Below are 25,887 nucleotides of genomic sequence, written 5' to 3' on the forward strand. Positions count from 1 at the left end.
TGACAAGTCAGGGGTAGTCGAAATAGGATGAACCAATTGGATTTGATCAAAAATAAGGCGTTGGCCACACCAACCGAGCGCGAGAAACGCCCTGCCCACGAGAAGGTATACCAAACTCTCAGATCTCAAATCCTGTTCGGCGAACTGGTCCCGGGTCAGCCCGTCACGATCCAGGGTTTGACTGATTCGCTGGGCGTCGGCATGACTCCGGTACGTGAAGCGATCCGCAGACTTATTTCGGACGGTGCATTGGTTTTTCAAGGCAATCGCCGGGTGAGTGTTCCATTGCTATCCACGGCTGACATCGAACAGATGATATTCGCCAGAATATCAATAGAATCAGAGCTTTCTAGACGCGCAACGGCAAACCTGCAGGTCGAAGATATTGATCATCTGGAGCGCATTGATCGGCATTTGGACCAGACTATCGCCGATGGCGACGTCAGCGGGTATCTACGTTTAAACCAAGCTTTTCACGAGACGCTGTATTCCCACGCGAACGCTCCGATCCTCAGTGATCTTGCGGAAAGACTATGGCTTCGGTTTGGCCCATCTCTGCGGGTTGTTTGCGGTCGCTTCGGCACGCAAAGCCTGCCGGATCGACATAAAGATATTATTGCAGCTTTGCGCAAAGGGGACGCAGATCAGGTGGCCAAGGCAACTGCTCAGGACATCGAGCAAGGGATGGAGCTGATGGCAGAAGCGCTTACAGCCGCCTAGTTCCATGCGATTCGATTGACAGCGCAGAATTTGATCATATTGTGATCTCCAATCGCTCTTGCAGGAGATTCTCCGATGTCCACCATCACCAATCATATGCCGACCGCCGAACTACAGGCACTGGATGCGGCGCATCACCTCCACCCGTTTTCCGCCAATGGCGCGTTGGGTCAGGAAGGCGCGCGCGTGATTACCCGCGCGGACGGCGTATATTTGACCGATAGCGAGGGCGAAGAAATTCTGGACGCCATGGCCGGTCTTTGGTGCGTCAATATCGGATACGGTCGTGACGAACTTGCGGACGTCGCCGCGCGTCAGATGCGAGAGCTTCCCTATTACAACACCTTTTTCAAAACGACTCATATTCCGGTTATCGCGCTGGCAGCCAAGATTGCTGAATTGGCGCCGGGTGATCTGAACCACGTTTTCTTCGCAGCCGGAGGGTCCGAGGCAAACGACACCAATATTCGCCTCGTGCGCACCTATTGGGCCGAGAAAGGTCAGCCTGACAAAAACATCATCATCAGCCGCAAGAATGCCTATCACGGATCGTCAGTGGGATCGGCTTCTTTGGGTGGAATGGCGGGTATGCACGCACAGGGCGGTATCCCGATTCCGAACATTCACCACATCAACCAACCTAACTGGTGGGCTGAAGGGGGTGAGATGTCGCCGGAAGATTTTGGCTTGGCCCGCGCGCGCGAGCTGGAAGACGCCATTCTGGAATTGGGCGAAGACCGCGTCGCGGCGTTTATTGCTGAACCGGTGCAAGGCGCAGGCGGCGTCATTGTGGCGCCCGATACATATTGGCCCGAAATTCAGCGTATCTGCGACAAATACCAAATCCTGCTGATTGCCGACGAGGTGATCTGCGGGTTTGGTCGCACTGGCAATTGGTTCGGATCACAGACCGTTGGGATCAAGCCGCATATCATGACCATCGCCAAGGGCCTCAGCTCTGGCTATGCGCCGATTGGTGGATCGATCGTCAATGATGAGATCGCCAAAGTGATCGGGGGCACCGAATTCAACCACGGCTACACCTATTCCGGCCACCCTGTGGCCGCAGCCGTAGCGCTTGAGAACCTGCGCATTCTTGAGGAAGAAAAGATCGTCGATCACGTACGCGACGTGGCTGCCCCATATCTGAAGAAAAAGTGGGAAGCATTGGCAGATCATCCGCTGGTGGGTGAGGCCAAGATCGTCGGCATGATGGCATCCATTGCCCTGACGCCAGATAAAGCAAGCCGGGCGAAATTTGCATCAGAGCCTGGCACCGTTGGTTACATCTGCAGGGATCGTTGCTTTGCCAGCAACCTGATCATGCGCCATGTGGGTGACCGGATGATCATCTCGCCGCCGCTGATCTTGACCCCCGCAGACATCGACGAGATGTTCGAACGCATTCACAAATCTCTGGACGAAGCGCATGCAGAGATCATCAAGCAGGGTCTGATGAAAGCTGCGTCCTGAGCTTCCTGGCCGAGGCATCGAAACACAAGGGGCGGTCAACGAGACTGCCCCTTATCTTTTACCGTAAACGCTCCAACAACTGCAGGGTGGCATAACCATCTGGTGGCAAACCCTGCGCCACTTGATAGGCGCGCAATGCGTCAATTGTGTTTGGCCCAATGCGCCCGTCAATTGATTGCGTATCAAATCCAGCTTGTGTCAGGCGTGTCTGCAACTCTTTACGCTCGGTGAAACTCAATACCCGATCACCGCGCGGCCAATCAGATCGAAACGCGCCGCGCCCGGCCAATCGGTCAGACAAATGGCCAATACCGATAACATAGGCATCCGCCCCATTGTATGCCTCGATCACCTTGAAATTTTCGAAAATCATCAATGCAACACCTTGCCCGCCTGCCGGAAGCAAAATTGCGGCCTGCCCATAGTCTGGCACCGGAGCGCCATCCGGTGCCACCACGCCCTGCGCGGCCCATTCGGACGGCATCAGAGTGAATTCGCGCTTAGCTGACGAAAAGTCGAACCCGTCCGGCAGGTTCACTTCAACACCCCATGGCTGGCCTTTGGTCCACCCGTGCCGCGCCAGATACGCCGCTGCTGAAGCCAGCGCATCCGTCGGATCATCGGACCAGATATCCCGCCGACCGTCCCCATCGAAATCTACGGCATGATCTAGATACGAGGTCGGCATAAACTGCGTATGCCCCATCGCTCCGGCCCAGCTGCCGACCATGTTTCCGGCGCTGACATCACCTGACTGGATGATCTGCAATGCCGCGATCAGCTGGGTTTCAAAGAACTGCGCCCGCCGTGCGTCAAATGCCAATGTCGCCAGAGAGCGGATGGTTTGGTTGTTTCCCCGGTATGATCCGAATGCAGTTTCCAGCCCCCAAATAGCTGTGACAACCTCTTTTTCGACCCCATATTGGGCTTCTATCTGTTCCAGTATCTGACGATACCGGTCCAGAGATTCACGTCCATTGGAAATCCGGGTGTCAGAGACTGCTGAATCCAGATATTCCCAGATCGGTTTTGAGAATTCGGCCTGATTGCGGTCGCGTTTTATGACGTCCTTGTCATAGGTTACGTTGGACAAAGCCCTGACCAGAGTTGTCTGCGAGACGCCCTGCTGACTTGCCCGTTTTTGGAAAGACCCCAACCAGGCCTCAAACCGTGCATTGCCTTCTGTCGACACGCGCAACACCTCAGCTGTCGGTCGGGGTATCGGTCGCACCGAGACGGTAACGTCCGCAGATGCAAGTTGTATCGTTTTGTCCAAAGGCCCGGTTTCGGGCCCCAGACTATTGTCTGTGGTTTCCGCCTGTACGATGGATGCCCACAATGCCACGGTCATAACGCCGCCTACGCATTTACGCATTCCGGATTTTTCCTGTTTACTGCTCAACCGTAGGATAGCGCAAAATCGGAAAATCACAAAGCACTCAACGTTGCGAATCGTTTTCCTTCGCCGTGTGGTTTGCGCGGATGCGCTCTAACGCATCGCGCAACATCGGCACCCGGTTTGGTCGAAAGCTTTGATCTGTAACCAACATCTCGTGCATCCGGTCCAGACGAAAGACACGAAAATCCTGCCTGAGATGGCACCAGCTTAGCAATACGTTCGAACGATCCATGTAAACGATACTCAACGGGTTCACGCACCGACGCGTGTCGCTTCCTTTTGCGTCCGTATACGAGAACTCGATCGTGCGTTCATCCCAGGTCGCTTGGCGTAATGCAGCGACTTCAATCGTCGGGGCTGGCGGTCTGTTGAATCGCGTAGCGGCCAAGACCGCGTGGCTCAACCTATGGGACTGTCGCTGCGGAAGGCGCCCCTGTAATTTATGCAGCGCTGCACTGGCAGCTTCCGATAAGGCAGGATCACCGATCACCTGAACCTCGCGCAGGCCCAGGACCAATGCCTCCAGCTCATTATCTGTAAATCCCAATGGTGGCAGCGTGGCGTCTTCGATCAGGGTAAATCCAAACCCCGCTTCACCGTCAATGACAGCCCCCAAGCCACGCAGCGCATCGACATCCCGATGGATCGTGCGGGCAGAAACACCCAGATCCTGTGCCAGCTGAATCGACGTTTTTGGCGACGGACCAGAGCGCAGGGCTTGCATCAATTGGAACAGGCGAGCAGTGCGGGACATAACACATCCTAACCTAACTCTGATGACAGGAATTGTCATCAGCGCAAGATACCTATCAGCCATCCCAAAAGATGGAGCGAAACATGCTGACCCTTCTCACTTACCCCTCTGCCTTCGGCCTGTTCAGTGCCAGCCCATTTTGCGTCAAAAGCGCGTTCATGCTGCGGCAGTCAGGACAAGCCTGGCGGCGGTCTGACATGCTTGATCCGCGCAAGATGCCGCATCAGAAATTGCCGGTGCTGCGCACCCCAGAACGGCTGGTCCCTGACAGCGACATGATCCGTACATGGTTAGAACAACAGGGGGCGGACTTTGATAAAGGCCTCACGGACATTCAAAAGGCGCAATCCCGAACCTTGGTTCGCACGGCTGAAGAACACCTATATTTTCACATCGTGCTGGACCGCTGGGGCAATGACGAGGTGTGGCCAATCCTGCGTGAGACGTTTTTTACTGGAATTCCGGCGCTTATCCGCAAACCAGTATCCAGTTCGATCAGAAAAGCGGTACTGAAAGGGATCAATTCGCAAGGGATCGGCCGGTTTTCACTGCCGGAACGACTGGACCGGGTAGAGCGCGACCTTGAGGCGATCTCGGCCTATCTATGGCAATCGCCCTTCCTGATGGGCAACCAGCCGACCTCTGCCGACATGAGCGTTGGCCCGATGTTGGCTGCAATGCGAGCAACACCCGTCGATACCCCGCTGACGCAACGCATCAAACAGGATACTCTACTCAACAGCTACGTGGATCGGGTGGAAGAGGCATTGCCGCTGACATGAGACAGATAGAAGATCCAGCCGTTGCGGCAGCGTTTGGCGCGCTGCCGCAGGATACGCGAACCGGTGTCCTGAAACTACGGGAACTGATACTGGAAACAGCGGCATCTTTGCCCACCGCTCAGCCGCTGCAGGAGGCATTGCGGTGGGGGCAACCGGCGTACCTGGCGCCAAAAGGATCAACAATTCGGCTGGGTGGGCACAAATCGGCCCAGTTTGCACTGTTCGTGCACTGCCAAAGCCGATTGATGGGCGATTTCACAACGACCTTTCCCGGCGAAGATCGGATCGACGGCAACCGGGCGGTTCTGTTCGGCTCACCCGATCAGATCGACGAAACACGCCACGGATGGTTGATCGCACGGGCTTTGACCTATCACCTCTGACGGCGCTTACGTTCGATCTTGCGTTTGATCTTGTCTTTCTTGCGTTTCGTGCTGACTGCTTTCCGGCGCGTGGGCTTTTTGCCCGTCCCGCGCCCACGTGGCAGGGCCTGATCGTCGATGGATAGTAATTCCAGTTCCAAGCCGCCTGTCACGGGTGTTGCCTCGGTCAAGCGGACGGTGACACGCTGCCCGATCGCAATGATCAAGCCAGTGTCTGAGCCCATCAACGTGCCCGCCTCTTGGTCGAAATGGAAAAACTCGCGCCCCAGCGATCGTACGGGAACCAGCCCATCCGCCCCAGTTTCATCCATCTTCACAAATGCCCCAAACCGGGCAATGCCGCTGATCCGTCCGGAGAACTCGTTGCCAACACGTTCGCTGAGATAGGCGGCAAGGTATCGATCTGTGGTATCCCGTTCAGCCATCATAGAACGGCGTTCTGTGTCCGAGATATGGGTGGCGGTCTCTTCCAGTCGGTCAATCTCTTCCTCGGTCAGCCCGTCATTGCCCCAGTTATGGGCAGTAATCAGCGCGCGGTGAACGATCAGGTCCGCGTAACGACGAATGGGCGAGGTAAAATGCGCATAGTTCCGCAGTGCCAAGCCAAAGTGGCCGAAGTTTGCAGGGTTGTAGTAGGCCTGGGCCATCGAGCGCAGCGTGCTCAGGTTGATCAACTCGGCATCCTCGGTGCCAGCTGCAGCATTCAGCAGTGCGTTCAGATGACGGGTTTGCAGCACCTGCCCCTTGGCCAGGTTTAGACCGGCGGCCTGCGCGGTTTCACGAAGGCTTTCCAGTTTTTCAGGCGCAGGTTCCTCGTGCACGCGGAACAGCAGTGGACGACGCTTGGCAATCAGGGTTTCCGCCGCCGAGACATTGGCCAGGATCATGAATTCTTCGATCAGCCGATGTGCGTCTAGCCGATCGCGAAAGGCAACGCTTTGCACCTCACCTTGTTCACTGAGGATGATCTTGCGTTCCGGCAGGTCGAGATCCAGCGGTTGACGTTCCGCCCGCGCCTTTTTTAGCGCTGCATAGGCGGCGTAGAGCGGCTTCAGAACCGGCTCTAACAACGGCCCTGTCTTGTCGTTCACCGAGCCATCGATGGCCTCTTGCACTTCGGCATAGTGCAAGGACGCCGCAGACCGCATTAGACCGCGCACAAAACGATGGCCGATCTTATTCCCGTCTGCATCGATTTGCATCCGCACCGCGATACAAGCCCTTGGTACGCCTTCGTGCAGTGAACACAGGTCCCCGGACAGCCGATCCGGCAGCATTGGCACAACTCGATCCGGGAAATAGCTGGAGTTTCCGCGTTTACGCGCCTCGCGGTCCAGCGCCGTGCCGGGCTGAACATAGGCGGCGACATCTGCAATCGCGACCCAGATCACATGCCCGCCCGGGTTTTTGGGGTCGTCATCTGCGTGTGCGTAGCACGCATCATCATGATCACGCGCATCAGACGGATCGATGGTCAGCAACGGCATGTCGCGCAGATCTTCGCGCCCTTTCAGTCCAACAGGTCTGGCCTTGTCGGCCTCTTCGATCACCTTGTCCGGGAAGTCATCAGGAATTCCGTGTTGATGAATGGCAATCAGCGAAACCGCCTTGGGTGCAGACGGGTCGCCCAGACGCTCGACAATGCGCGCGCGGGGCAGGCCCATACGGGTCTTCGGTCCGGCCTGCTCAGCCTCGACCAACTCTCCGTCTTTGGCACCGTGATCTGCGCCATCTTGCACCAGCCACTCGGTCTGGCCCGCCTTGTCGATGGGCACGATCCGGCCACCTTCGGCCCCTTTGCGGAAGATCCCCACAACGCGGCGCGGGTTGGATCCAATGCGGCGGATCAGGCGGGCTTCGTAATTATGGTCTTCCTCATGCACCACGGTTAGCCGGGCCAGAATGCGATCACCTTCGCCCAAAGCTGGATCGCTGGCCCGCGGGATGATCAGGACAATGGGTTCCACCCCTTCGCCATGCCATTCCAACGGCCGGGCAAACAGATCGCCGTCCGAATTGGGCGCTTTCACCTGTAAAACGCTGACAGGTGGCAACCGATCAGGATCGCGGTAGCTGCGATTGCGCTTTTCCAGATGCCCCTCGGCCTCCAGCTCGCGCAGGATACGCTTCAAATCGATCCGAGCCGCGCCTTTGATGCCAAAAGCCTTAGCGATATCGCGTTTTGAAGTCAGGGTGGGGTTTGCCGAGATCCAGTCCAGGACCTCCTGCTTGGTGGGGATGCGAGTCATATCTTCGGCCTAACACGGGCGTACGACCGCGTCATGACCAAAAAACGGCGATTTGGGTCAGCTTGGCAGATCGGCCACGGTATCAACGTCGCGCAGATTGTCCAACAGTGTAGTTCGGTATCCCGAAACGGAAGCCAGCGTGTCTGCTAGCGCATGCTTGGTCGACCACCTCACACCCTCGAACAGCGCCGGCGACAACGCGCCATATCGCTGCGCACCGACCAGCCAATATCCGCCATCCGGCGCGGGGCCAAACACCATCTGAGATCTGCCCAACACGTGAAAAGCCCGCGCCACGTGCCCGCGTGTGATACCTGGAATGTCCGCGCCAATCAGGCAAACCGGCCCTTTCGGCGTCGACCAAAGCAACCGTCCCATTCTGGCGCCAAGATCGCCGCGTCCCTGCGGCGTTCGTGTCAGGTCAGCTGGCCAGATCCGGCTGTTCAGCCCTTCCCGATCTGGTGATACGGCCAGCACAATCCGCCATCGAGGGTCACGCAAACGTCGGATCAACGATCGTGTCTGATGCCGAAACCACCACGCCGCACCAACCATGCCAATATCGCGCCCAAGCCGCGTTTTGACCCGGCCCGGACGGGGTTCTTTGATCATGATAATCAATGTACGTTGCATGATTCAGGCAAAATATTCTGTCAAAATCCGTGTATAGATGGCCTTTAACTGCTCGATCTGCGCGACCTCTACGCATTCATCGACTTGATGCATCGTGCGGCCAACCAACCCAAATTCCACTACCGGGCAATGGTTCTTCACAAAACGGGCATCCGATGTTCCACCTGTTGTCGACAACTCGGGCTTCACACCGGTTTCCGCTTCTACAGATTTCGCGACCAGGTCCGACAATGGCCCCGGCGGGGTCAGAAAGCTTTCGCCCGAGATTTTGATTCTGGCTTCAACCTCGACACCGTAAGTGGCGGCCACCTGATCGGCCTCGTGCTGCAGCCAGTCACTGAGACTGGCACCGGAATGCATGTCGTTAAAGCGAATGTTAACCGTGCCAGTACACTGAGCCGGAATGACATTGGTCGCGGTATTTCCGGTGTCAATCGTCACGACGGCAAGTGTCGATGCATCAAAATGCGCAGTTCCTTGATCCAACTCGTGGCTGGCCAGCCGATCCATCAGTCGCGCCATAGCCGGCAGCGGGTTTTTTGCGCGATGTGGATAGGCCGAGTGCCCCTGCACCCCGGTGATCGTAAACCAGGCGGTCATCGAACCGCGCCGTCCGATTTTGATCATCTCTCCCATTTCGTTCGGACATGTGGGCTCGCCCACAAGGCAAACAGACATGCGTTCCCCGGCATCGGCCATATAGTCCAACAGGGCCGTTGTTCCGTCCAACGCATCCGCTTCTTCGTCTCCGGTAATGGTCAGGATGATGGCGCCGTCCGGTGGTGTTTCGCTGACAAAATCCACGGCAGCCGCAACGAACGCTGCGACCCCCGATTTCATGTCCGTGGCCCCGCGGCCATACATCACGCCATTTCGGATTTCGGCCCCGAACGGCGGCGTCGTCCATGCGGCCTTATCCCCCACCGGCACGACATCTGTGTGGCCATTGAACCCAAAGCTACGTGCATGGGCTTTTTGTCCCCAACGTGCGAACAGGTTGCAGATGCCACCACGATCCACGCGCGCGCATTCAAAGCCCGCATTGGTCAAAACCGACGCAAGCAAGACCAAAGCACCACCCTCTTCTGGTGTGACCGATGGGCAACGGATCAGGTCCGCCGTCAATTGAACTGGGTCGGTCATTTAGGTCCTCTCAAAGTTATCAGCGCTCGGGAACACACACAGATTCAACGAATTGGCCGATTTGCCAACCCCATTCACTAAATTTCACATCGCCATTCTTCTGGTGTCTCGCCCTGAGACGCCCAGAAAACATGAAACTTAACTTGGCGGCGACCTTGCCCGTCGCCACGTAATCGCGCTAGAGCGCCGCGAAACAGGTCATATGAATATGAAGCGCTCACTCTTCGGATTGATCTGCCTGACTTTCGCCGTTCTCGCACAGCAAAGCCTGGCTCAGTCCTTAACGGTTACAACTGTGTCCCGCCCCCCGTTTTCCTATGTTGAAGACGGGGCAGATACTGGTTTCTCAATTGATCTGCTGAGCGCGCTCGCCGAGTCCTTAAATTGGGACTACTCGGTCAATCGCGTGGGGTCCTTTGCCGAGATGCTGAACGCGGTTCAGGATGGATCCGCGGATATGGCGATTGCCAATATCTCGATTACGGCCAAACGTGAAACACAGATGGATTTCACTCAGCCGATTTTTGAGGCCGGGCTGCAGATCATGGTGCCATCGGATGCCGCGCGGCGTCCATCCTTGCTGCAGGCGCTGCTGTCTCGAGAGTTGTTCATCGCCATCGGCCTGGCCTTTGCGATCTTGTTGGGCGGCGGCATGATGATGTGGGGGTTCGAACGCCGCGCCCAACCCTATTTCGACCGCAATCTGAACGAAGCCTGGTTTCCATCTTTCTGGTGGGCGCTCAACCTGGTTGTGAATGGTGGTTTTGAAGAGCGGATGCCACGCACTCCCTTTGGCCGGCTGCTCGGCGTTGTACTGGTTGTATCGTCCCTGTTTATCGTATCGGTGTTTACGGCGCGCATCACCTCGGTCATGACGGTCGATGCGATCACAGGCAATGTGAACTCGGTAAATGATCTATATGGCAAGAATGTCGGTACAATTTCGGGATCAACTGCTGCCAGCTTCCTGAACCGTCGCGAAATAGAATTCTCTGGCTATCCTGGGCTCGATGAAATGTTGAACGCGTTCAAGGCCGAAGACCTGGACGCGGTGGTCTTTGATGCACCGATCCTGTCCTATTTTGCAGCCCATGAAGGCCGCCAGATGGCTACGATGACCGGCGGGGTTTTCCTGAGAGAGAATTACGGCATGGCCTTCCCAAGCGGCTCACCCCTGGTGGAAGATGTGAACCAGGCACTGCTCGCCTTGCGCGAGGACGGCACCTACGACGAGATTTACCGCAAGTGGTTCGGCAACCGGAACTAGGCCTTGGCCTCGTCTCCGAAAAACGGTGTCATCTGCGCGACTATAACTGAGTTTTCATCCAATGCGCGCTGCATTAGGCCGCGCTCATCCGGATCGATCTCATGCCCCTGCTCCTCACGCTCGGCCAGTGTTCCATAGCCGGTGACATCCAGCGGCGCAGTATCGGCCTGCTTCAGAATAGCCACAGTTTCGCGCACGGCCTCGGCCTCGTCGACACCGCTGGCAAAACACATCAAAGCCGCCCCTGTTGCACCCTCGGGCAGGCCGTCGCCCTCTTTGCGGCCAATCTGAACCAACAGTGTGTAGACTTGCTGACGCGAGGGTTTCTTTTGTTTTTCCATAGCGCGGGCATTAGCCGCATGCATGATCGCGGTCAAGTTCAACCGCTGATACGTTGCCGATGTCTGCAAAGAGCCCAACGTATCGAATGCTGTCCAATGCATGAGCGACGCTTAGCGTTGGTCTGGCGTACATCTCATTTCCTGCGCTCCAGCGTTCTGTCCTCCTCCGCGCCGTTTGAATACCATCCAGGATGTCCACAACACAGCGTTCAGCGCGACGATTGCGCAGATAGAAGGCTCGGACTGCATCAAGCTGGGCAAAAGGAGATGCACGAGCGCGCATATCGAGGTGAAATTGATGTCGATTTCCCGCCGGATGATCTAATAACGGAAATCGACGTCTGTGAAACGGCGCGTGTTCTGCACCGCCGCATTATTGATCAGAAAATCGATGGGAGGGCCGGCTTTCACGAGCGCCTCGGTGGCTCTTTCCACAGCGCTCACATCTGCAAGATCGGCCTCATATATTGCCACATCGGTGAGGACGTCAGCAAGGCGATCAGGCTGCAGGACCGCCTCGCGATGACGAGACCTGGTTATCTGCCACCAGCTTGCGCAACAATTCGAGCCCGAGGCCCGATGCGCCACCGGTGGTGATGATATGCTTGTTTCGGATTTCCATGTCATAATCCCGTGTACTCGTGAATTGAGCACACACTAGGCGGACGACGGATTTCTGAAATAAACGCGGGTTAAAACGTATGAATATCTCTGACTTTATCGCAGCCAGCGGTCGGCCACTCAAGAAGGACGCAGGTGACCATCTGTTCCGTCAAGGTGATCAGGACTCGTCGCTGTACATAGTGAGAAGCGGTCTGTTGAAGGCCTACTACCTGTCGGAGGACGGCAAGGAGAACATCAAATCATTCATCATGCCTGGTGGAAAGATCGGCAGCCTCGCTGCGGGATATCAGAAGGAAAGCTGTACTTTCAGCCTGGTTTGCGTGGAGCAAAGCGAGCTTATCGCGCTGGAGTTTTCAGACCTTTACGAGGCCAGCTGCGCAGATATCGAACTATCTAAGGCGATGGTCGACTTCCTCTTAAGCTTTGGCATACGCAAGGAATTGCGCGAGTACGAATTGCTATGCCTTTCAGCCGAGGAACGCTACAGGCGGCTGCTTGCAAATACACCTGCGCTTCTCGACAAAGTGACGCAAAACGATATTGCACGGTATCTGGGAGTGACACCGGTCGGATTGAGCCGGATCAAGACACGGGTGAACGGGCGTCGTACTCTGAAAGAATAGACACAAACAGTTACAGCTTTTGAATGACATCCGGAACGCTTTGGACTGTGAACAATAGTTCCGCGACCGTTCAAAACCCGAAGACAGATGTTCTGACCACCGCAGCGAATTCACACTCTGTCTCGCAAAGCTGAAATTGCAGAACGTGGTTTTGAAGGTCTGATTTGGGCTGTGACTGTTCGCTGACGCGAAGGGCAGACTACCTCAGAAAGAGCCCCCCTTTCCGCATCGCTGCTAGGTGGCGAAGGTCCGCTTTTCGGCAAGCAGTCATTCGCTGCGGATGCAAAGTTTCAATGTCATCTTGGTCAATGCGGACATTTGAAATTCGTCGTGAACGCAGCTGTCGCTCGGAGATAAGTAATCACAGCCATTGAACTTCTCAAAGTCGTGATGTGGAGTGTCGAGCCATAACGCGGAGCTCAAGCTTCATCGCTGTGATATCAGGGTGCTGTCCTGCAATTGTATCTGAAATCAATTCCGCCGCCATAAGCCCGATCCGTTTGGCCGGTATCCTGATTGTAGACAGAGACGGCTCTACCTCAGCCGACCCCTTGAAGTCCCCGATGCCCATAATCGATAAGTCATCAGGCACTTTCAGGCTCAAATGGTTGCTGGCATAAAGGACACCCTGCGCGATAATGTCATTGCCGCAGAGAATGGCAGTTGGTCTATGCCCCTGTTCAAGTAACAGAATGCTGGCGCGTTTTGCCTCCCGGACGCTATAGGGGGCCTCCAGCCGCCAGCTTTCGGGGATTTCGATACCTGCGGTTCGAAACTCAGACACAGCGCCGTTCAGTCGATCGTAGGCACGGTCATTTCCCGAGGGGGCTGGAAATACAAGACCAATCTTGCGGTGTCCAAGCGAAATCAGATGGCGCGCGGCCAGCCTGCCGGCCTCTGCGTTGTCCACGCCGATACAGGACAGGGCCGAGGACTTGTTGTAGTTCCAGATCGCAACCGTTGGGATATTCTGCTGTTCGATCAACTGATAGGTGGGATCCGAGTGTTCCAGCCCGATCACCGCCAGCCCATCCACACGATGTTCCAACAGCTTGCGCAGCATTTTATATTCACGATCCAGATCGAACCCGTGTGACGCAATCAGCATGGTAAACCCGTGTTGGTCTAGTTTGTCGGAAAAAGACTGAATCAGTTCGGCAAAAATCGCGTTGTCGATTGTGGGCACGACAAGGCCGATCGTCCCACTTCGCCGACCATGCATGACCTGTGCCGCCCGGTTGCGGATATAGCCCAGTTTCTGCACCGCGCGCTCGATCTTTTTCCGAGTCGCAGGCTTGACCAGCTCGGGGTGATTGTAGCTGCGGGACACGGTTGAAATCGACACGCGCGCAATACGTGCAACATCTACAATATCCGGTTTATTTTGTTTTTTATCAGTCATTTAATCCATAAAATGTGCACAAAAATGAAAACATTTGCAAAACTATTTTCATCACCTAGGCTTCTATGTCAATCGGTGACGAGAGACGGGATATCGACTTGGAATTTCTGTATTACTTCGGAGACGTGTTCTCGCCTGTGTCGTTCGGGCTTTTGCTTTTGGGCACAATTGGGGGGTTGCTTCTTGGCGCCACGCCAGGGCTGTCACCGACCATGGCCGTTGCGCTGCTTATTCCGTTTACCTTCCATCTTCAGCCGGTGCAGGGCCTGATCCTTCTTGGTGCCGCCTACACGTCGACTGTCGCGGGCGGTGCAGTCAGCGCCATCCTACTCAAGATCCCGGGGGCACCGGCCAATATTGCGACAACGCTGGACGGGCACACGATGGCAAAGCAGGGCAAAGGCGCGCGGGCTTTGCAGCTTAGCTTTCTGGCTTCAGCCGTTGGCGGCGTCATCGGTGTGCTGTTACTCATTTTCCTGACACCGGTTCTGTCGCAATGGGCTTTGGCGTTTGGTCCCAGCCACCTGTTCTGGCTCGCGATCCTGGGCGTGACCGTGATTGGGTCGCTGGATAGCGCTTCGGTGGTCAAGGGGCTGTTGTCGGGGTGTATCGGGTTGTGGCTGGCCACGATCGGGTTCGACGACATCATGGGAGCGCAGCGGTTCATCTTTCACCCAGCCCTTGGTGGCGGCATCAACATTATCGCAGCACTAATAGGCTTGTTTGCCATCCCGCAGGTACTGACCATGTTTGCCAAGGGACGCACTTCGTCAGCGGCCGAGGTGATCGAAGTCGAGAAACATTCGATCAAGGACGCTATCCGCGAGCTGGTTCGCCGGCCACGCGCCCTGACGATCGGCACCGTTACCGGCTCGTTCATCGGTCTGATCCCAGGTGTGGGCGGGCAGATTGCGGGTCTTGTCGCCTATGACCAGACCAAGAAGTTCAGCCCCGAGCGCGAGAAATTCGGCAAGGGCCATTCCGAAGGCGTTATCGCTGCGGAAGCCGCCAACAATGCCATGGTCGGTCCCAGTCTGGTTCCACTGCTGACTCTGTCGATCCCGGGCTCGCCAACGGCGGCGGTGCTTTTGGGCGGCCTTCTGATCCATGGAATTTTCCCGGGCACCGATCTGTTTGACAACCATCCAGACGTGGCCTGGACCTTCATCAATTCGATGCTGATCGGGCAGGTTCTGATGTGCATCTTCGGCCTCTATGTGGCGGGGTTGGCCGCGCGGATCGCTCAGGTGCCCCAAAGCGTCATGGCCGCCGTTGTGCTGGGACTTGCGGTGTTCGGCAGCTATTCGGTCCAGTCGTCGATGGGTGATGTCTATGTGATGGCGACGCTAGGGGTGATGATGTATTTTCTGGAACGGTTCGGGTTTTCCGCGGCACCGCTGGTGCTAGGGCTGATCCTTGGCCCCATTGCCGAGGCCAATTTCATTCAGGGCAGCATGATAGCCGGTGCCACTGACGGGCTTGGAGCCTACTTCCTGACCGGCACGCTGAATATTGTCCTTATCGCCGTGGTGATCGCCTCGATCCTCTACTCGGTATGGATGGAGTTGCGGACCCGCCGGTACATCTCAAAAGAGGAGATCATGGGATGAGCACCTCAAGCCTTCCGCGTCTGCAACATGTTTGTGCATCCGGGCTTGTCGCCGCCGTTGGGGTTTGGGTGGCGTGGATCAGCTATACGCAGCAACCGTCCGAGGCGTTTTTGTTCCCGCGGCTGATCTCGACCGTGTTTGTTGTTCTGGCGCTCTGGACTTTCTTCAAAGCACTGCTCGGTTGGACCAAGGTGGGACACGGCTTGGGCACGGATGACATGGCCAATCTACTGCCGGGTCTGGTGATTGCGCTGGTCTATGTGTTCTGGGCCGCCAAGGCGTTGGGGTTCTACACCGCAGGTGCCATTGCCTTTTTCATATTGCTATCGCTCTATGACCCGGCCCCCCATCGCGAGGTCAGGACATGGGTCCGGCGCGCGATAATCACAGCGGTCTATCTGGCGGTGATGTATGGCCTCTTTGCCATGCTTCTCAAGGTCTACACACCCCGCGAAATTCTATTCTGAACAAGGTGCGATCAACGCATCTGGCAACCGATCCTAGGGAGGACGATACAATGAAGAACCTACTTACAGCGGCCACGCTGGCGCTAACGACACTGGCCGGAGGCGCAGCGCTTGCCGAGGACTACCCCGAGCGCCCAGTGATGATGATGGTGAGCTACGGTGCTGGCGGGGCGACGGACTTTCAGGCGCGGATTGTGACCATGACTGCCGGCAATGAGGATGCGCTGGGGATGCCGGTCGCCATCATCAACAAGCCCGGTGCCGGTGGGCGCGTGGGCTGGAACTGGTTCGCCACCCAGGCTGACGCGGATGGGTATACGCTGGCCGCCTACAACGTTCCGCATTTCATCGCCCAGTCGATTAAGGGTGGCGTGGAGTATTCGACGGACAGCTTTGAACCCATCGCCAATTGGGGTGCGGACCCGGCGGTATTTGTCGTGGCGGCTGACAGCCCGATGAATTCGATGGACGACCTGGTAACCTTCGCCAAGGACAACCCCGGCAAGCTGACATTCTCAGGGGCCGGCCTGTTTGTCGGGCACCACATCGCCGCGCTGCAGCTGGAAAAGGCGGCAGGTGTGAAAATGGCCTATATCCCCACAAAGGGTGGCGGGGCCGCTGCGATGAAAGCGGTGATCGCAGGCGATGTTATGGGCGGGGTGAACAATCTGTCCGATGCCTTCCGCGCACAAGAGGCGGGAAATGTCAAAATCCTTGGGGTCTTTGACCTAGAGCGCAATGACTTTCTGCCGGATGTCCCGACCCTTAAGGAGCAGGGATATGACATCGACAATGCCAGCGTAAACTTCCGTGGCATCATGGTGCCCAAAGGAACCCCGCCCGAGGTCATCGAAACGCTGGCGGCAACGGTTCCCGAAATGTTCAATAATGACCGTGTGGCCAAGAAAATGGCGGCTGGCGGCTCGCCCATGCACATCATGGACCGCGAAGAAGTCCAGGCCATGTGGGCCGCGCGGGAAGAAACCCTCAAGGCCCTGCTGGCCGGACTCTGATATCAGCACCTTTGTGAACAGGGCGGCCCTCGCCCTGTTCACTTTACAAGGATGACCAACATGAATGCACATGATGACATTGCTCAGGTCCACGCGATCATGGCCCGCGCGCGCAGCGCGCAAAAGGCCTATGAAACCGGCGCGGATCAACAGCGCTATGACCGGGCCGCCGAAGCCGCCGCCTGGGCCATCATGGAGCCATCCCGCAATACGGCGCTGGCCGAACTGGCAGTGAAAACAACCGGTCTAGGCAACGTGCCGGACAAGATCACAAAGAACCATCGCAAGACACTAGGCTTGATGCGCGACCTCAAAGGCCTGAAGACGCAAGGCGTTATCGATGACAATGCCGAGACGGGCATCACGGAAATCGCGCGCCCGATGGGTGTGGTTGGGGCTGTGGTCCCGTCAACCAACCCCGCGGCGACGCCGGCGAACAACATCATCAATGCGCTGAAATGCGGCAATTCCGTTGTGGTGGCACCGTCCCCGAAAGGCGTCGCGAGCTGCGAGTTGTTGCTGGAGTTCATTCATACCGAGTTCGACAGGCTCGGCCTGGATCATGATCTGGTGCAGATGATCCCGGCCCCAGGGTCCAAAGCCAAGACACAGGCCATGATGGAGCAGTCCGACCTTGTGGTCTGTACCGGCAGCCAGAATAACGTCCACCGCGCCCAGACCTGTGGAACCCCCGCCGTGGCCGTGGGCCCCGGAAACGTGACAGTGATCGTGGATGAAACAGCCGATCTGAAAGCTGCTGCGCAGAAGATCACCGCATCAAAGACCTTTGACAATGCCACGTCATGTTCGTCCGAGAACTCGATGATCGTGGTTGATGCAGTCTACGATGGTTTTGTTGCGGCCCTCGCCGAGGAGGGCGGCGCACTGTCAAAAGATGAAGCCGCCATAGTGACCCGGCTTTGGCCTGATGGTCATCTCAACCGATCCGTAATCGCGCAGGATGCCGACCAGACGTTCGAGGCCCTGGGGCTGGCGGATCAGGTTCCGGCGGGGTCGAGGTTCCTCGTGGTCGAAACTGATGGCATCGGCCCGGACCATCCGCTGTCTGGCGAAAAACTCAGCCGCGTAGCCGCGCTTTACCGCGCGCGTGATTACGACGACGCACGTAAGATCGCCGCTCGCATTCTGGATTATCAGGGCGCAGGGCATTCGATCGGAATTCACACGTCAAGGGACAGCCGCGCTGTTGAACTGGGACAGTCTTTGCCGACCTGCCGGGTTATCGTAAACCAAGCCCACACCTTTGCGACCGGTGGCTCTTTCACCAACGGCATGCCGTTTTCGCTGTCGATGGGGTGTGGCAGCTGGGGCGGAAACTCAATAGATGACAATCTGCATTGGCGGCACTTCCTGCAAACTACCAGAATCATCCGCGAAATTGCTCCGAATGAGCCCGCGGTTGAGGATATCTTTGCCGACTACTGGGCGGATGTGGGAAAATGAAAGTAAGCCCAACCGCCCCCCCGCAGGGCACGGTCCGCGACTGGCTCGACCACCGCGCGGTCATGTCCGGCGAGCGCAGCGGCTATCTCTTCTTTGACGGGGGTGCGCCGCTCACTTGGAACCAATTGCGGAACCGCGCGCGGAATCTGGCTGCTCGGCTTACCGCGCAGGGCCTTGAGAAAAGCGCCAGTGTCGCGATCATGCAACCAAACGGGCGCGAGGCGATCGAGTGTCTCTACGGTGTCTTGTACGGAGGGTTTCGGGCCACCGTGATCAACCTTGCAGCGGGTGATGATGCCATCCGCTATGCGCTGGATCATTGCGAGGCCCGCATCGCGCTGGTGGGTGCAGCCCAGCAAGATCTGTTTAACCGGGTTCGAACGGATGTGCTTCGACAACTACCCCAGGCAGACGGCACGAACCCCGTCGATCTGTATGATCTGTTACCGGATGATGATGCCCTGTTGATGTATACCTCTGGCACAACGGGGCAGCCCAAAGGCGTGGTACATAGCAATTCAAGCCTACTCGCCGGGGGCTGGACGCCCACGATTGCACATGACCTCACATCGAAAGACATCGGCCTGTGTGTTTTGCCGATCAACCACATTAACGGGCTGTGCGTTACCGTGCTGGGCACGCTCATTTGCGGGGGCGCGCTGGCTGTGGCCGAAAAATTCTCGGCCAGTAGGTTCTGGGACCAATGTGAAAGCGCACAGGCGACTTGGTTCTCGGTGGTTCCGACGATCATTTCGCATCTGTTGCATTCAGAGACCGGGCCCTCGCCAAACGTGCGAGAACGACTGCGGTTTGGGCGTTCAGCTTCGGCGGCCCTTGCGCCTGATGTTCAGAACAACTTCGAGAAACGTTTTGACGTCCCAATTGTTGAGACGATGGGCCTAACCGAAACCGCCGCTCAAATCCTGTCGAATCCGTTACCGCCTGGGATTCGCAAGATTGGTTCACCCGGCAAGGCTATTGGCAATGACGTTTGTATTTTGTCTGCCGCGTTGGAACCACGCGGGCCCAACACCCAGGGTGAGATTGCAGTGCGCGGGCCCAATGTGATGCGTGAGTATTTTAAGAACCCCGATGCAACGCAAGAAACGTTCACTTCAGATGGTTGGTTGCGTACGGGCGATTTGGGACATTTGGATAACGATGGCTACGTCTTTGTAACAGGGCGGCTCAAAGAACTGATCATTAAGGGCGGTGAAAACATCGCGCCGCGTGAGATAGATGAAGCCCTCTATTCGCACCCAGATGTCATCGAAGCTGCCGCATTCGCACGCCCCTGCAAAACCTATGGTGAACGGGTCGAGGCTGCCGTGAAGCTGAAGGACGATACGAGGGTGGCACCTGAACATCTAATAGCGATTTGCCGCGAAAAACTCGGCTCATTCAAAACACCCGATGTCATTCATGTGCTCGACGACTTACCCAAAGGCCCTTCCGGTAAGATACAAAGGATTAAACTGGTATCATTAACTGGATCACCGGCCAGTTGAACATGCTTGCCAGTCAGACCCTCCCTTAGTTCAGGCAGCCATCTGTTCGAAGATCTCCGATGATGGGCACTCCTACTTTGCTCGAAGAAGACGTTTGGCAGATCCTTCTTGAGAACAGCGACATATTTGACGCCCAAGCCACAGCGGCGCGGCGCAAAACGTTTGATGACGTTTCCTGGGGGATATCCGACCGGAGGCAGTACAGCTCCTGCGTGCCCCAATCTGCCTGGACGTCATGCGCGCCATTGCTGAGGCCTATGCAAACGCAATTTCTCCAGAAGCCAAGGCTGGTGAGGAGTAAAACCCGCTCATTATCTCGTCGACAAAACGAATTACAAATACCTGCCGCCCATCCGTTTCATGAACTCCTGCTATGTCCGCACAAGCGGGACCTAGTTGCCGTTTGACCGCGTTCATTGATTGTATAGGCTTCATCAAATGACCGATGTACAGTTTGAGCTATTCGCCGACTATTTCCAATTTTACGTTCAAGATGAGCAGTCGGATGGAATCGACGGTGACTCATGGACGGACGTAGCAATCAACTCACGACTTGCTCTAGAGGCTAACGCCTTTGCCGTTAGCACAGCTCGAAACATGGAAGTTCCGGTGAGAATCGTCGTTTCTGACCGTTCACCCGACTTAGATTTATCTTTGTGGAATCATGTCGTTGAGTTTTCGATTGGCGTGCCTTCAGGTCGGTTAGTTTTCGCTGGCTGCACAGATTACTATCCGGATGCGGAACGGCTAGCTATAGAAAGCGGCTGCTATGAAGTACGTGTGCTGTATGCCAACTTGGACAAGCTTTCAGATGATGGCCTTGATGGAAACGACCACTACCGTGTCGAGCTTTGGAAGGGCCACTCCAGAAAGTTAAAAGTAGTTAAGCAGCATCCCGTTTAGTACGGGTCGAAATAGTCGGCTCTGGGCTCGTCGCGGTCATTCTTCACGTGTTAGACTCATGACCGATTGATTTCCGTTGTTCTGCATGGTTCAGCGCCGCGAAAACAAGCGGTGAACATGTCTGATCTTTTCTGGTTGAGCGACGAGCAGATGTCGCGTCTGGAACCCTTCATTCCTAAACCCCACCAAATGCCTCGCGTTGATGACAGGCGCGTCCTGAGTGGCATTATCTTCATCAGTCGCAATGGGTTACGCTGGCGCGATGCGCGGAGAGAATACGGCCCGCATATGACGCTCTGCAACCGCTGGAAGCGGTGGAGCAACAAAGGGGTATTCGCCGAGATGCTGTTTGGCAGCCTGCCGAAGGTCGAATGGCGTCTTGGGGACCGCGGTTACGACGCCGAATGGTTCAAGAAGCGCTGAAAGACAAAGGGATACGTGCCGGTATCCCCGGTCGGAAACAACGCAAATCGACTATCCGGCACGACAAGCGGCGCTATGAACGACGCAACCGGATCGAGATCATGTTCGGCAGGCTCAAGGATTGGCGGAGGGTTGCGACCCGCTACGACTGATGCCCGAAGGTCTTCCTGTCAGCAATCGCGATTGCCGCTCTCGTCATCTGTTGGGTATGAGTCCTGAGCCTAGCCGATTGCCATCTTTTTTAACCTAGTTAATTCCTGCATGTTTAATCATACGCAATATGCAGTGGAGAGGCGTCCAGTGCTTTGGCGTTTTGACTCTTTACTGCTATCGTCAAATAAATGTGCGTATGCAATGAAGACGTCTACGGCAATTCGCCTGCAGTGAAACTCCAATGTGTCCGCACCGCATTCGTTCACGCGAAACAAATCTGTCACGGTGCAGCTATCGGCTGCTTTCTCCGCAAAGCCAACATTGCCTAGTTGCTGCAAACAAAAAAACCGCGCTCTGCAGCGCGGTTCTCTCGACTTGAAGTATGCAGTTCTTAGCCCTGGCGAGCTTTGAACTTGCGCTGCGTCTTGTTGATCACGTAGACGCGGCCTTTGCGACGCACAACCCGGCAATCACGGTGCCGGTTCTTGAGCGAGCGGAGCGAGTTCTTGACCTTCATGGTCTGTCTCCAATCTGCGGCGCCTTCATCAAGGACGTGGCCAGCGCCTGGGTTAGTCGGGTGTCCCGGAAACCCGGAACAGTGAAATCATGGTGGGCGGTACAAGGATCGAACTTGTGACCCCTTCGATGTCAACGAAGTGCTCTACCGCTGAGCTAACCGCCCATGAACCCTTTGCGAACCTTGCCCCACAACGAAATGGGGCGCGGATACCCGCGCCGGTAGCGGGGTCTATAAAAGGAGTCGCAAATGGGTTCAAGGGGTTTGGTAGAACTATTTTCCGGTCTATGTTCAATGTGAACATGGAGGGATCATGCAGAACGCGGCCTTTGTATTGGATATGCCCGAAATCCGCAGCTCTTGTGCGGTTTTTTCTTCGCCACATAGCGGGCGGGACTATCCCGAAGCGCTTCTGACGCGTTCTGTTTTGAATCGCAATGTGATTCGATCCTCAGAAGACGCGTTTGTCGATTTGTTGTTCGCATCAGCCGCCGATCAAGGCGCGCCATTCATTCAAGCCGCCATGCCGCGGGCCTATCTTGACCTGAACCGCAGTGCAGATGAGCTCGACCCCGCTTTGATCAGCGGAGCCCGCAGACATGGGCATAACCCGCGTGTTGCATCGGGGCTGGGTGTGATCCCGCGTGTTGTGGCGAACGGGCGTGCCATTTACCGTGGCAAGCTGACCATGGATGAGGCGCGGTTGCGGATCGACACGTACTGGCGACCTTACCATGCGCGTCTCAAATCTCTGCTAGCCGAATCGCACAGCAAGTTTGGTCAGGCCATTCTGGTCGATTGCCACTCGATGCCGCATGAGGCCGTCGCGATGGCCAGCACCGCGCGCAGCAAGCGACCCGATATTGTACTTGGTGATCGGTTTGGGGCCTCAGCCTCGGGCGAGATTGTCGATCGGGTCGAAGCTGCCTTTGCCTCGGCGGGGCTTAACGTGGCACGCAATGCGCCATTTGCGGGTGCCTATGTTACGCAAACTTACGGCCGGCCCGCACGGCATCAACATGCGGTCCAGATCGAGATCGACAGGGCGCTATACATGGATGAGGAAAAAATCACACCGAACGCCAATTTCGAAGAGTTTTCGGACGTTCTTAGGCAAGTGATCGCTGAAATCGCCAGCATCGGCGCGCGACCGATGCGACTGGCAGCCGAGTAACTTCACCGCAGCGCGCGCCCTTTAACAATGGCATCTGTCCCAAACTTCTGACGGATTTCATCTGTGGCCCGTTCGGCCTGTGATCTGCGCACGGCATCAGGGTCAAGCAAATCACCTGAGATATCGGCCTGATCCGCAGAACACAAATCTGACAGGCCACATCCCAATAGACGGTAAGGCCCTTGATCGCCGACCTGATCAAACAAGCCGCGTGCGGTTCGATAAATCCGGTCCGCTATCTGAGTTGGGTCCCGCAAAGACAAGCGACGCGTCAGAGTTTTGTGATTGGCCTTCTTCAGTTTCAGCGTGACAACCCGGCCCGCCAACCCTTTGGCCTTGGCCCGGTCGGACACTTTCAAAGCCATGCGCCAGATGTGACCATCCAGAATGTCCAGACTTGCTGTGTCCTCGAAGAATGTCGTCTCGTTGCTGATCGATTTCATCGGCTCATGCGCCGAAACGCGGCGTTTGTCTTGCCCACGCGCCAGATGCCACAGCCGGTATCCCATGGATCCGAAGCGGGCGGTCAGCGCCTCTTGATCCCAGCGCAGCAAATCAGAAAACGCCCGAATACCGGCTCGCTCAAGCGATTCCTGCGCCGCCGGGCCAATCCCCCAGATCAGCCGCACCGGCTTGTCATGCAAGAACTCTGCCGTTTCGGCTTTGCCGATCACTGAAAATCCGCGCGGCTTGTCGAGGTCGGACGCAACCTTGGCCAGAAACTTGTTGTGACTCAGCCCTATTGAGCCGGTAAGCCCCAACTCGCCCTTCATCCGCTTGACCAAACGCGCCAGCATAATCGCAGGCGGTGCGCCATGCAGACGTTTGGTGCCGGACAAATCCATGAAAGCCTCGTCCAACGACAGTGGTTCCACATCCGGGGTCAGCTCATCCATCATCGCCCGGATATCGCGGGACACTTCGGCATAGACCGACATGCGCGGTTTGATCACCACGGCCTCGGGGCAAAGCTGCAAGGCCTTGAACATCGGCATGGCCGATCGCACGCCCCGAATCCGCGCCACGTAACAGGCCGTCGACACGACACCCCGTTTGCCGCCCCCGATGATGACCGGTTTATCCGCCAGTTCAGGATTGTCGCGCTTTTCGACCGAGGCGTAGAAGGCATCGCAATCCATATGCGCGATAGACAGATCAAACAATTCGGCATGCAACGTTACGCGGGGGCTACCGCAGGACGGGCAGCGCCGTTCGTCTGTCAGAGAGGTCAGGCAATCTCGGCAAAGACCGGGCATCTGCGTTCCCACACGTTCCGCGGATAGTTCGGGCAGCCCTTTATACCATCGATTTCCAGCGATCAAAGGTCCTGTAAATCTGCTCATAAAGAAACCCCCCGCAAGTGTGCGGGGGGAAAGTAACGAACCTCAGGAAGAAACGGTTCGTTGGGGAGTGTCTCAAACCCAGACTCCCGTAATTCTCAATATTTAGATAGGTTTAAGCTTTGTGACCCTAAAAGTTGGGTTTCTCATGTGTATTTTGGGGCACAGGGGAAATCCGGCGTGAATCCCCTGAGATTGACGTAAGGTCAAGATTTCGTGGATATTTCCCGGCTTGCCGGCCTGCGATTCCCAAAGGCGCTCAGTGCCGTGTCAAAGAATTTAACTCATTAAGAACCGCCTGTGCCGCCGCCTTCGGGTCGTCCGCCTGATAGATTGGGCGTCCGACAACGATGTGGTCTGCCCCGTCGCTGATGGCACTGGCGGGGGTCGCCACACGCTTCTGATCGCCCAATGCAGCACCTGTCGGTCGCACGCCGGGGGTGACGATCAAGCGCCCTTCGGATTGTGGCAGGGCGCGGATCAGTGCAGCCTCTTGCGGGCTGGCAATGACGCCGTCCGCACCTGCCTCCAACGCTTTGGCGGCGCGCTCGACAACCAGGTCCTGCACGTCGCCTGATTTCAACAGGCTGGCATCCAGATCGTCGCGGTTCAGAGAAGTCAGGATCGTCACCGCTAGAATTCTCAAGTCTTTGCCTGAGGCCCCTTCTTTCGCCGCGCGCACCACATGCGGATCACCATGGACTGTCAGAAAATCCAGATCAAACTGCGTCAACCCGCGCACCGCGTTTTCGACGGTGTTGCCAATGTCGAACAGTTTCATGTCTAAGAAGATGCGCTTGCCGTGGTCTTGTTTCAGTTCATTGGCCAGCGCCAAGCCACCACCGGTTAGCATGCCCAGCCCGATCTTGTAGAACGAGACGCTGTCACCCAGCCGCTCGGCCATGGCCAGCCCCTGCAGCGCGTTGGGAACATCAAGGGCAACGATCAGACGGTCATCGGACATGGGGCAGGCTCCTTTTGGCAAACGCCTGCGTCCTAGCCGGTTCAGGCAGATGTGTCCATGCAGGTTGGCTGCCGCAGCGGATTTGGATCTGTGCTATGGTGGCGCAAATTCAAAGTAAAAACTCACAAAAAGGGACAGGATATGAAAAAACTGGTTTTGCTGGGGACAGTACTTGCATTGGCCGCGTGCAACGAAACCCCGACCGATCCGTCGGACACAGGTGCGGCGCCTGCACCCACAAATGATGACCTGCGTCTTGTGGGGGGATATCGGTCCGAAGATGATTGGTGCCAGCTCACGGGTGAAACCGCCTTTACAGGCAATTTTCTAGATCACACTGCAGACCTAGTATCTTGCCCTACAGGCAGCAACGCGGCGCAGACACTAGTGGACGATCAGGGTGCGGCACAGGTGGCTGAAACCGGTGGTTACACGGTATATACAATACAGCGCGAATAAGGTCTGATTCTGTGCCCTAGCCTCTTGAACCGGCAAAGATATCTCCCAGATTGAATGTGAGGCCCAGACAGGAGCGTGCTGCCAAGCGGGCGCTTCGCA

At 56.5% G+C, this 25,887-nt stretch carries 25 protein-coding genes, 1 tRNA gene and 1 pseudogene; 15 read left to right on the plus strand and 12 right to left on the minus strand.

Annotation, left to right across the window (positions count from 1 at the left end):
• The first annotated feature begins 36 nt into the window (after positions 1-36).
• Both Q1B13_RS15640 and Q1B13_RS15645 read left to right on the plus strand, forming a co-directional pair.
• Complete coding sequence (locus Q1B13_RS15640; RefSeq protein WP_299081961.1) at positions 37-720, plus strand: GntR family transcriptional regulator; 684 nt, start codon at positions 37-39, stop codon at positions 718-720.
• Positions 721-795: 75 nt separating this feature from the next.
• Complete coding sequence (locus Q1B13_RS15645; RefSeq protein WP_299081959.1) at positions 796-2,193, plus strand: aspartate aminotransferase family protein; 1,398 nt, start codon at positions 796-798, stop codon at positions 2,191-2,193.
• A 58-nt stretch (positions 2,194-2,251) separates the two neighbouring features.
• Here the strand turns inward: Q1B13_RS15645 and Q1B13_RS15650 are convergent, their stop codons facing one another.
• On the minus strand, positions 2,252-3,568 hold the full coding sequence (locus tag Q1B13_RS15650) for a lytic murein transglycosylase (protein WP_299081957.1): 1,317 nt from the start codon (positions 3,566-3,568) through the stop codon (positions 2,252-2,254).
• A gap of 64 nt (positions 3,569-3,632) precedes the next feature.
• The gene (locus tag Q1B13_RS15655) at positions 3,633-4,346 is read right to left on the minus strand and encodes a YafY family protein (RefSeq protein ID WP_299081954.1); all 714 of its coding nucleotides are present in this window, start codon (positions 4,344-4,346) and stop codon (positions 3,633-3,635) included.
• Positions 4,347-4,429: 83 nt separating this feature from the next.
• Here Q1B13_RS15655 and Q1B13_RS15660 point away from each other — a divergent pair, with 83 nt between their 5' ends.
• A complete protein-coding gene (locus Q1B13_RS15660; RefSeq protein ID WP_298937386.1) occupies positions 4,430-5,128 on the plus strand; it encodes a glutathione S-transferase family protein in 699 nt (232 codons plus the stop codon).
• Positions 5,125-5,511: a DUF1801 domain-containing protein gene (locus Q1B13_RS15665; protein ID WP_299081951.1), complete on the plus strand. Its 387-nt coding sequence runs from the start codon at positions 5,125-5,127 to the stop codon at positions 5,509-5,511. Before Q1B13_RS15660 ends, Q1B13_RS15665 begins: the two co-directional genes overlap by 4 nt.
• On the opposite strand, the gene rnr is transcribed toward Q1B13_RS15665, so the two are convergent.
• From rnr to dapE, 3 genes are read right to left on the minus strand one after another with little or no spacing between them, the layout of a single operon-like run.
• Positions 5,502-7,760 carry a ribonuclease R gene (rnr, locus tag Q1B13_RS15670; protein ID WP_299081948.1) on the minus strand — a complete coding sequence of 753 codons (2,259 nt, stop codon included), beginning with the start codon at positions 7,758-7,760 and terminating at the stop codon, positions 5,502-5,504. The two genes, Q1B13_RS15665 and rnr, sit on opposite strands and share 10 nt — an antisense overlap.
• A gap of 57 nt (positions 7,761-7,817) precedes the next feature.
• Positions 7,818-8,393, minus strand: a complete 576-nt coding sequence (locus Q1B13_RS15675) for a TIGR04282 family arsenosugar biosynthesis glycosyltransferase (protein WP_299081945.1) — start codon at positions 8,391-8,393, stop codon at positions 7,818-7,820.
• Between the two features lie 3 nt (positions 8,394-8,396).
• Positions 8,397-9,536 carry a succinyl-diaminopimelate desuccinylase gene (gene dapE / locus Q1B13_RS15680; protein WP_299081942.1) on the minus strand — a complete coding sequence of 380 codons (1,140 nt, stop codon included), beginning with the start codon at positions 9,534-9,536 and terminating at the stop codon, positions 8,397-8,399.
• Positions 9,537-9,744: 208 nt separating this feature from the next.
• Between dapE and Q1B13_RS15685 the strand changes: the two genes are divergently transcribed.
• Entirely contained in the window at positions 9,745-10,803 is a 1,059-nt protein-coding gene (locus Q1B13_RS15685; protein ID WP_298937391.1) for a transporter substrate-binding domain-containing protein, read from the plus strand.
• Here Q1B13_RS15685 and Q1B13_RS15690 read toward each other — a convergent pair.
• A complete protein-coding gene (locus Q1B13_RS15690; RefSeq protein WP_299082149.1) occupies positions 10,800-11,144 on the minus strand; it encodes a hypothetical protein in 345 nt (114 codons plus the stop codon). The two genes, Q1B13_RS15685 and Q1B13_RS15690, sit on opposite strands and share 4 nt — an antisense overlap.
• Before the next feature lie 499 nt (positions 11,145-11,643).
• Positions 11,644-11,766, minus strand: coding sequence for a hypothetical protein (locus Q1B13_RS15695; protein WP_299081939.1), 123 nt, complete (start codon positions 11,764-11,766; stop codon positions 11,644-11,646).
• Between the two features lie 79 nt (positions 11,767-11,845).
• Here Q1B13_RS15695 and Q1B13_RS15700 point away from each other — a divergent pair, with 79 nt between their 5' ends.
• Positions 11,846-12,391: a Crp/Fnr family transcriptional regulator gene (locus Q1B13_RS15700; RefSeq protein WP_299081937.1), complete on the plus strand. Its 546-nt coding sequence runs from the start codon at positions 11,846-11,848 to the stop codon at positions 12,389-12,391.
• Positions 12,392-12,770: 379 nt separating this feature from the next.
• Here the strand turns inward: Q1B13_RS15700 and Q1B13_RS15705 are convergent, their stop codons facing one another.
• Positions 12,771-13,793 (minus strand): LacI family DNA-binding transcriptional regulator, encoded by a 1,023-nt coding sequence (locus Q1B13_RS15705; RefSeq protein WP_299081934.1) that lies wholly within the window; start codon positions 13,791-13,793, stop codon positions 12,771-12,773.
• A 98-nt stretch (positions 13,794-13,891) separates the two neighbouring features.
• Here Q1B13_RS15705 and Q1B13_RS15710 point away from each other — a divergent pair, with 98 nt between their 5' ends.
• From Q1B13_RS15710 to Q1B13_RS15740, 7 genes and pseudogenes are all read left to right on the plus strand, one after another.
• Positions 13,892-15,403 (plus strand): tripartite tricarboxylate transporter permease, encoded by a 1,512-nt coding sequence (locus tag Q1B13_RS15710; RefSeq protein ID WP_299081932.1) that lies wholly within the window; start codon positions 13,892-13,894, stop codon positions 15,401-15,403.
• Entirely contained in the window at positions 15,400-15,870 is a 471-nt protein-coding gene (locus tag Q1B13_RS15715) for a tripartite tricarboxylate transporter TctB family protein (protein ID WP_299081929.1), read from the plus strand. Before Q1B13_RS15710 ends, Q1B13_RS15715 begins: the two co-directional genes overlap by 4 nt.
• A gap of 50 nt (positions 15,871-15,920) precedes the next feature.
• Positions 15,921-16,883, plus strand: a complete 963-nt coding sequence (locus tag Q1B13_RS15720; protein WP_299081927.1) for a tripartite tricarboxylate transporter substrate binding protein — start codon at positions 15,921-15,923, stop codon at positions 16,881-16,883.
• 60 nt (positions 16,884-16,943) lie between these two features.
• A complete protein-coding gene (locus Q1B13_RS15725; RefSeq protein ID WP_299081924.1) occupies positions 16,944-18,347 on the plus strand; it encodes an aldehyde dehydrogenase family protein in 1,404 nt (467 codons plus the stop codon).
• Positions 18,344-19,855, plus strand: a complete 1,512-nt coding sequence (locus tag Q1B13_RS15730; RefSeq protein ID WP_299081921.1) for an AMP-binding protein — start codon at positions 18,344-18,346, stop codon at positions 19,853-19,855. The genes Q1B13_RS15725 and Q1B13_RS15730 overlap by 4 nt, the downstream gene beginning before the upstream one ends.
• Before the next feature lie 438 nt (positions 19,856-20,293).
• Positions 20,294-20,758: a hypothetical protein gene (locus tag Q1B13_RS15735; RefSeq protein ID WP_299081918.1), complete on the plus strand. Its 465-nt coding sequence runs from the start codon at positions 20,294-20,296 to the stop codon at positions 20,756-20,758.
• A 117-nt stretch (positions 20,759-20,875) separates the two neighbouring features.
• A pseudogene (locus tag Q1B13_RS15740) lies at positions 20,876-21,333 on the plus strand (transposase).
• Positions 21,334-21,725: 392 nt separating this feature from the next.
• Here Q1B13_RS15740 and ykgO read toward each other — a convergent pair.
• Together ykgO and Q1B13_RS15750 are read right to left on the minus strand one after the other, a co-directional pair.
• The gene (ykgO, locus tag Q1B13_RS15745) at positions 21,726-21,851 is read right to left on the minus strand and encodes a type B 50S ribosomal protein L36 (RefSeq protein ID WP_005648635.1); all 126 of its coding nucleotides are present in this window, start codon (positions 21,849-21,851) and stop codon (positions 21,726-21,728) included.
• Positions 21,852-21,941: 90 nt separating this feature from the next.
• Positions 21,942-22,016, minus strand: a tRNA-Val gene (locus Q1B13_RS15750).
• A gap of 148 nt (positions 22,017-22,164) precedes the next feature.
• Between Q1B13_RS15750 and Q1B13_RS15755 the strand changes: the two genes are divergently transcribed.
• Positions 22,165-23,025, plus strand: coding sequence for an N-formylglutamate amidohydrolase (locus Q1B13_RS15755; RefSeq protein WP_299081915.1), 861 nt, complete (start codon positions 22,165-22,167; stop codon positions 23,023-23,025).
• Positions 23,026-23,027: 2 nt separating this feature from the next.
• On the opposite strand, the gene Q1B13_RS15760 is transcribed toward Q1B13_RS15755, so the two are convergent.
• Together Q1B13_RS15760 and pyrF are read right to left on the minus strand one after the other, a co-directional pair.
• On the minus strand, positions 23,028-24,281 hold the full coding sequence (locus Q1B13_RS15760) for a DNA polymerase IV (RefSeq protein WP_299082147.1): 1,254 nt from the start codon (positions 24,279-24,281) through the stop codon (positions 23,028-23,030).
• A gap of 343 nt (positions 24,282-24,624) precedes the next feature.
• A complete protein-coding gene (gene pyrF / locus Q1B13_RS15765; RefSeq protein WP_299081912.1) occupies positions 24,625-25,329 on the minus strand; it encodes an orotidine-5'-phosphate decarboxylase in 705 nt (234 codons plus the stop codon).
• 141 nt (positions 25,330-25,470) lie between these two features.
• On the opposite strand from pyrF, the gene Q1B13_RS15770 reads away from it, so the two are divergent.
• Positions 25,471-25,788 carry a hypothetical protein gene (locus Q1B13_RS15770; protein ID WP_298937979.1) on the plus strand — a complete coding sequence of 106 codons (318 nt, stop codon included), beginning with the start codon at positions 25,471-25,473 and terminating at the stop codon, positions 25,786-25,788.
• The last annotated feature ends 99 nt before the right edge of the window (positions 25,789-25,887 follow it).

Origin of the sequence: uncultured Ruegeria sp., from assembly GCF_947489545.1 — a bacterium.
Taxonomy (GTDB): Bacteria; Pseudomonadota; Alphaproteobacteria; order Rhodobacterales; family Rhodobacteraceae; genus Ruegeria.

Bases quoted from the DNA above. Each gene is read 5' to 3' on its own strand.
- Q1B13_RS15645 (WP_299081959.1), top strand. From the start codon at position 796: ATGTCCACCATCACCAATCATATGCCGACCGCCGAACTACAGGCACTG.
- Q1B13_RS15650 (WP_299081957.1), bottom strand. From the start codon at position 3,568: ATGCGTAAATGCGTAGGCGGCGTTATGACCGTGGCATTGTGGGCATCC.
- Q1B13_RS15655 (WP_299081954.1), bottom strand. From the start codon at position 4,346: ATGTCCCGCACTGCTCGCCTGTTCCAATTGATGCAAGCCCTGCGCTCT.
- Q1B13_RS15660 (WP_298937386.1), top strand. From the start codon at position 4,430: ATGCTGACCCTTCTCACTTACCCCTCTGCCTTCGGCCTGTTCAGTGCC.
- Q1B13_RS15665 (WP_299081951.1), top strand. From the start codon at position 5,125: ATGAGACAGATAGAAGATCCAGCCGTTGCGGCAGCGTTTGGCGCGCTG.
- rnr (WP_299081948.1), bottom strand. From the start codon at position 7,760: ATGACTCGCATCCCCACCAAGCAGGAGGTCCTGGACTGGATCTCGGCA.
- Q1B13_RS15675 (WP_299081945.1), bottom strand. From the start codon at position 8,393: ATGCAACGTACATTGATTATCATGATCAAAGAACCCCGTCCGGGCCGG.
- dapE (WP_299081942.1), bottom strand. From the start codon at position 9,536: ATGACCGACCCAGTTCAATTGACGGCGGACCTGATCCGTTGCCCATCG.
- Q1B13_RS15685 (WP_298937391.1), top strand. From the start codon at position 9,745: ATGAAGCGCTCACTCTTCGGATTGATCTGCCTGACTTTCGCCGTTCTC.
- Q1B13_RS15690 (WP_299082149.1), bottom strand. From the start codon at position 11,144: ATGGAAAAACAAAAGAAACCCTCGCGTCAGCAAGTCTACACACTGTTG.
- Q1B13_RS15695 (WP_299081939.1), bottom strand. From the start codon at position 11,766: ATGGAAATCCGAAACAAGCATATCATCACCACCGGTGGCGCATCGGGC.
- Q1B13_RS15700 (WP_299081937.1), top strand. From the start codon at position 11,846: ATGAATATCTCTGACTTTATCGCAGCCAGCGGTCGGCCACTCAAGAAG.
- Q1B13_RS15705 (WP_299081934.1), bottom strand. From the start codon at position 13,793: ATGACTGATAAAAAACAAAATAAACCGGATATTGTAGATGTTGCACGT.
- Q1B13_RS15715 (WP_299081929.1), top strand. From the start codon at position 15,400: ATGAGCACCTCAAGCCTTCCGCGTCTGCAACATGTTTGTGCATCCGGG.
- Q1B13_RS15720 (WP_299081927.1), top strand. From the start codon at position 15,921: ATGAAGAACCTACTTACAGCGGCCACGCTGGCGCTAACGACACTGGCC.
- Q1B13_RS15725 (WP_299081924.1), top strand. From the start codon at position 16,944: ATGAATGCACATGATGACATTGCTCAGGTCCACGCGATCATGGCCCGC.
- Q1B13_RS15730 (WP_299081921.1), top strand. From the start codon at position 18,344: ATGAAAGTAAGCCCAACCGCCCCCCCGCAGGGCACGGTCCGCGACTGG.
- Q1B13_RS15735 (WP_299081918.1), top strand. From the start codon at position 20,294: ATGACCGATGTACAGTTTGAGCTATTCGCCGACTATTTCCAATTTTAC.
- ykgO (WP_005648635.1), bottom strand. From the start codon at position 21,851: ATGAAGGTCAAGAACTCGCTCCGCTCGCTCAAGAACCGGCACCGTGAT.
- Q1B13_RS15755 (WP_299081915.1), top strand. From the start codon at position 22,165: ATGCAGAACGCGGCCTTTGTATTGGATATGCCCGAAATCCGCAGCTCT.
- Q1B13_RS15760 (WP_299082147.1), bottom strand. From the start codon at position 24,281: ATGCCCGGTCTTTGCCGAGATTGCCTGACCTCTCTGACAGACGAACGG.
- pyrF (WP_299081912.1), bottom strand. From the start codon at position 25,329: ATGTCCGATGACCGTCTGATCGTTGCCCTTGATGTTCCCAACGCGCTG.
- Q1B13_RS15770 (WP_298937979.1), top strand. From the start codon at position 25,471: ATGAAAAAACTGGTTTTGCTGGGGACAGTACTTGCATTGGCCGCGTGC.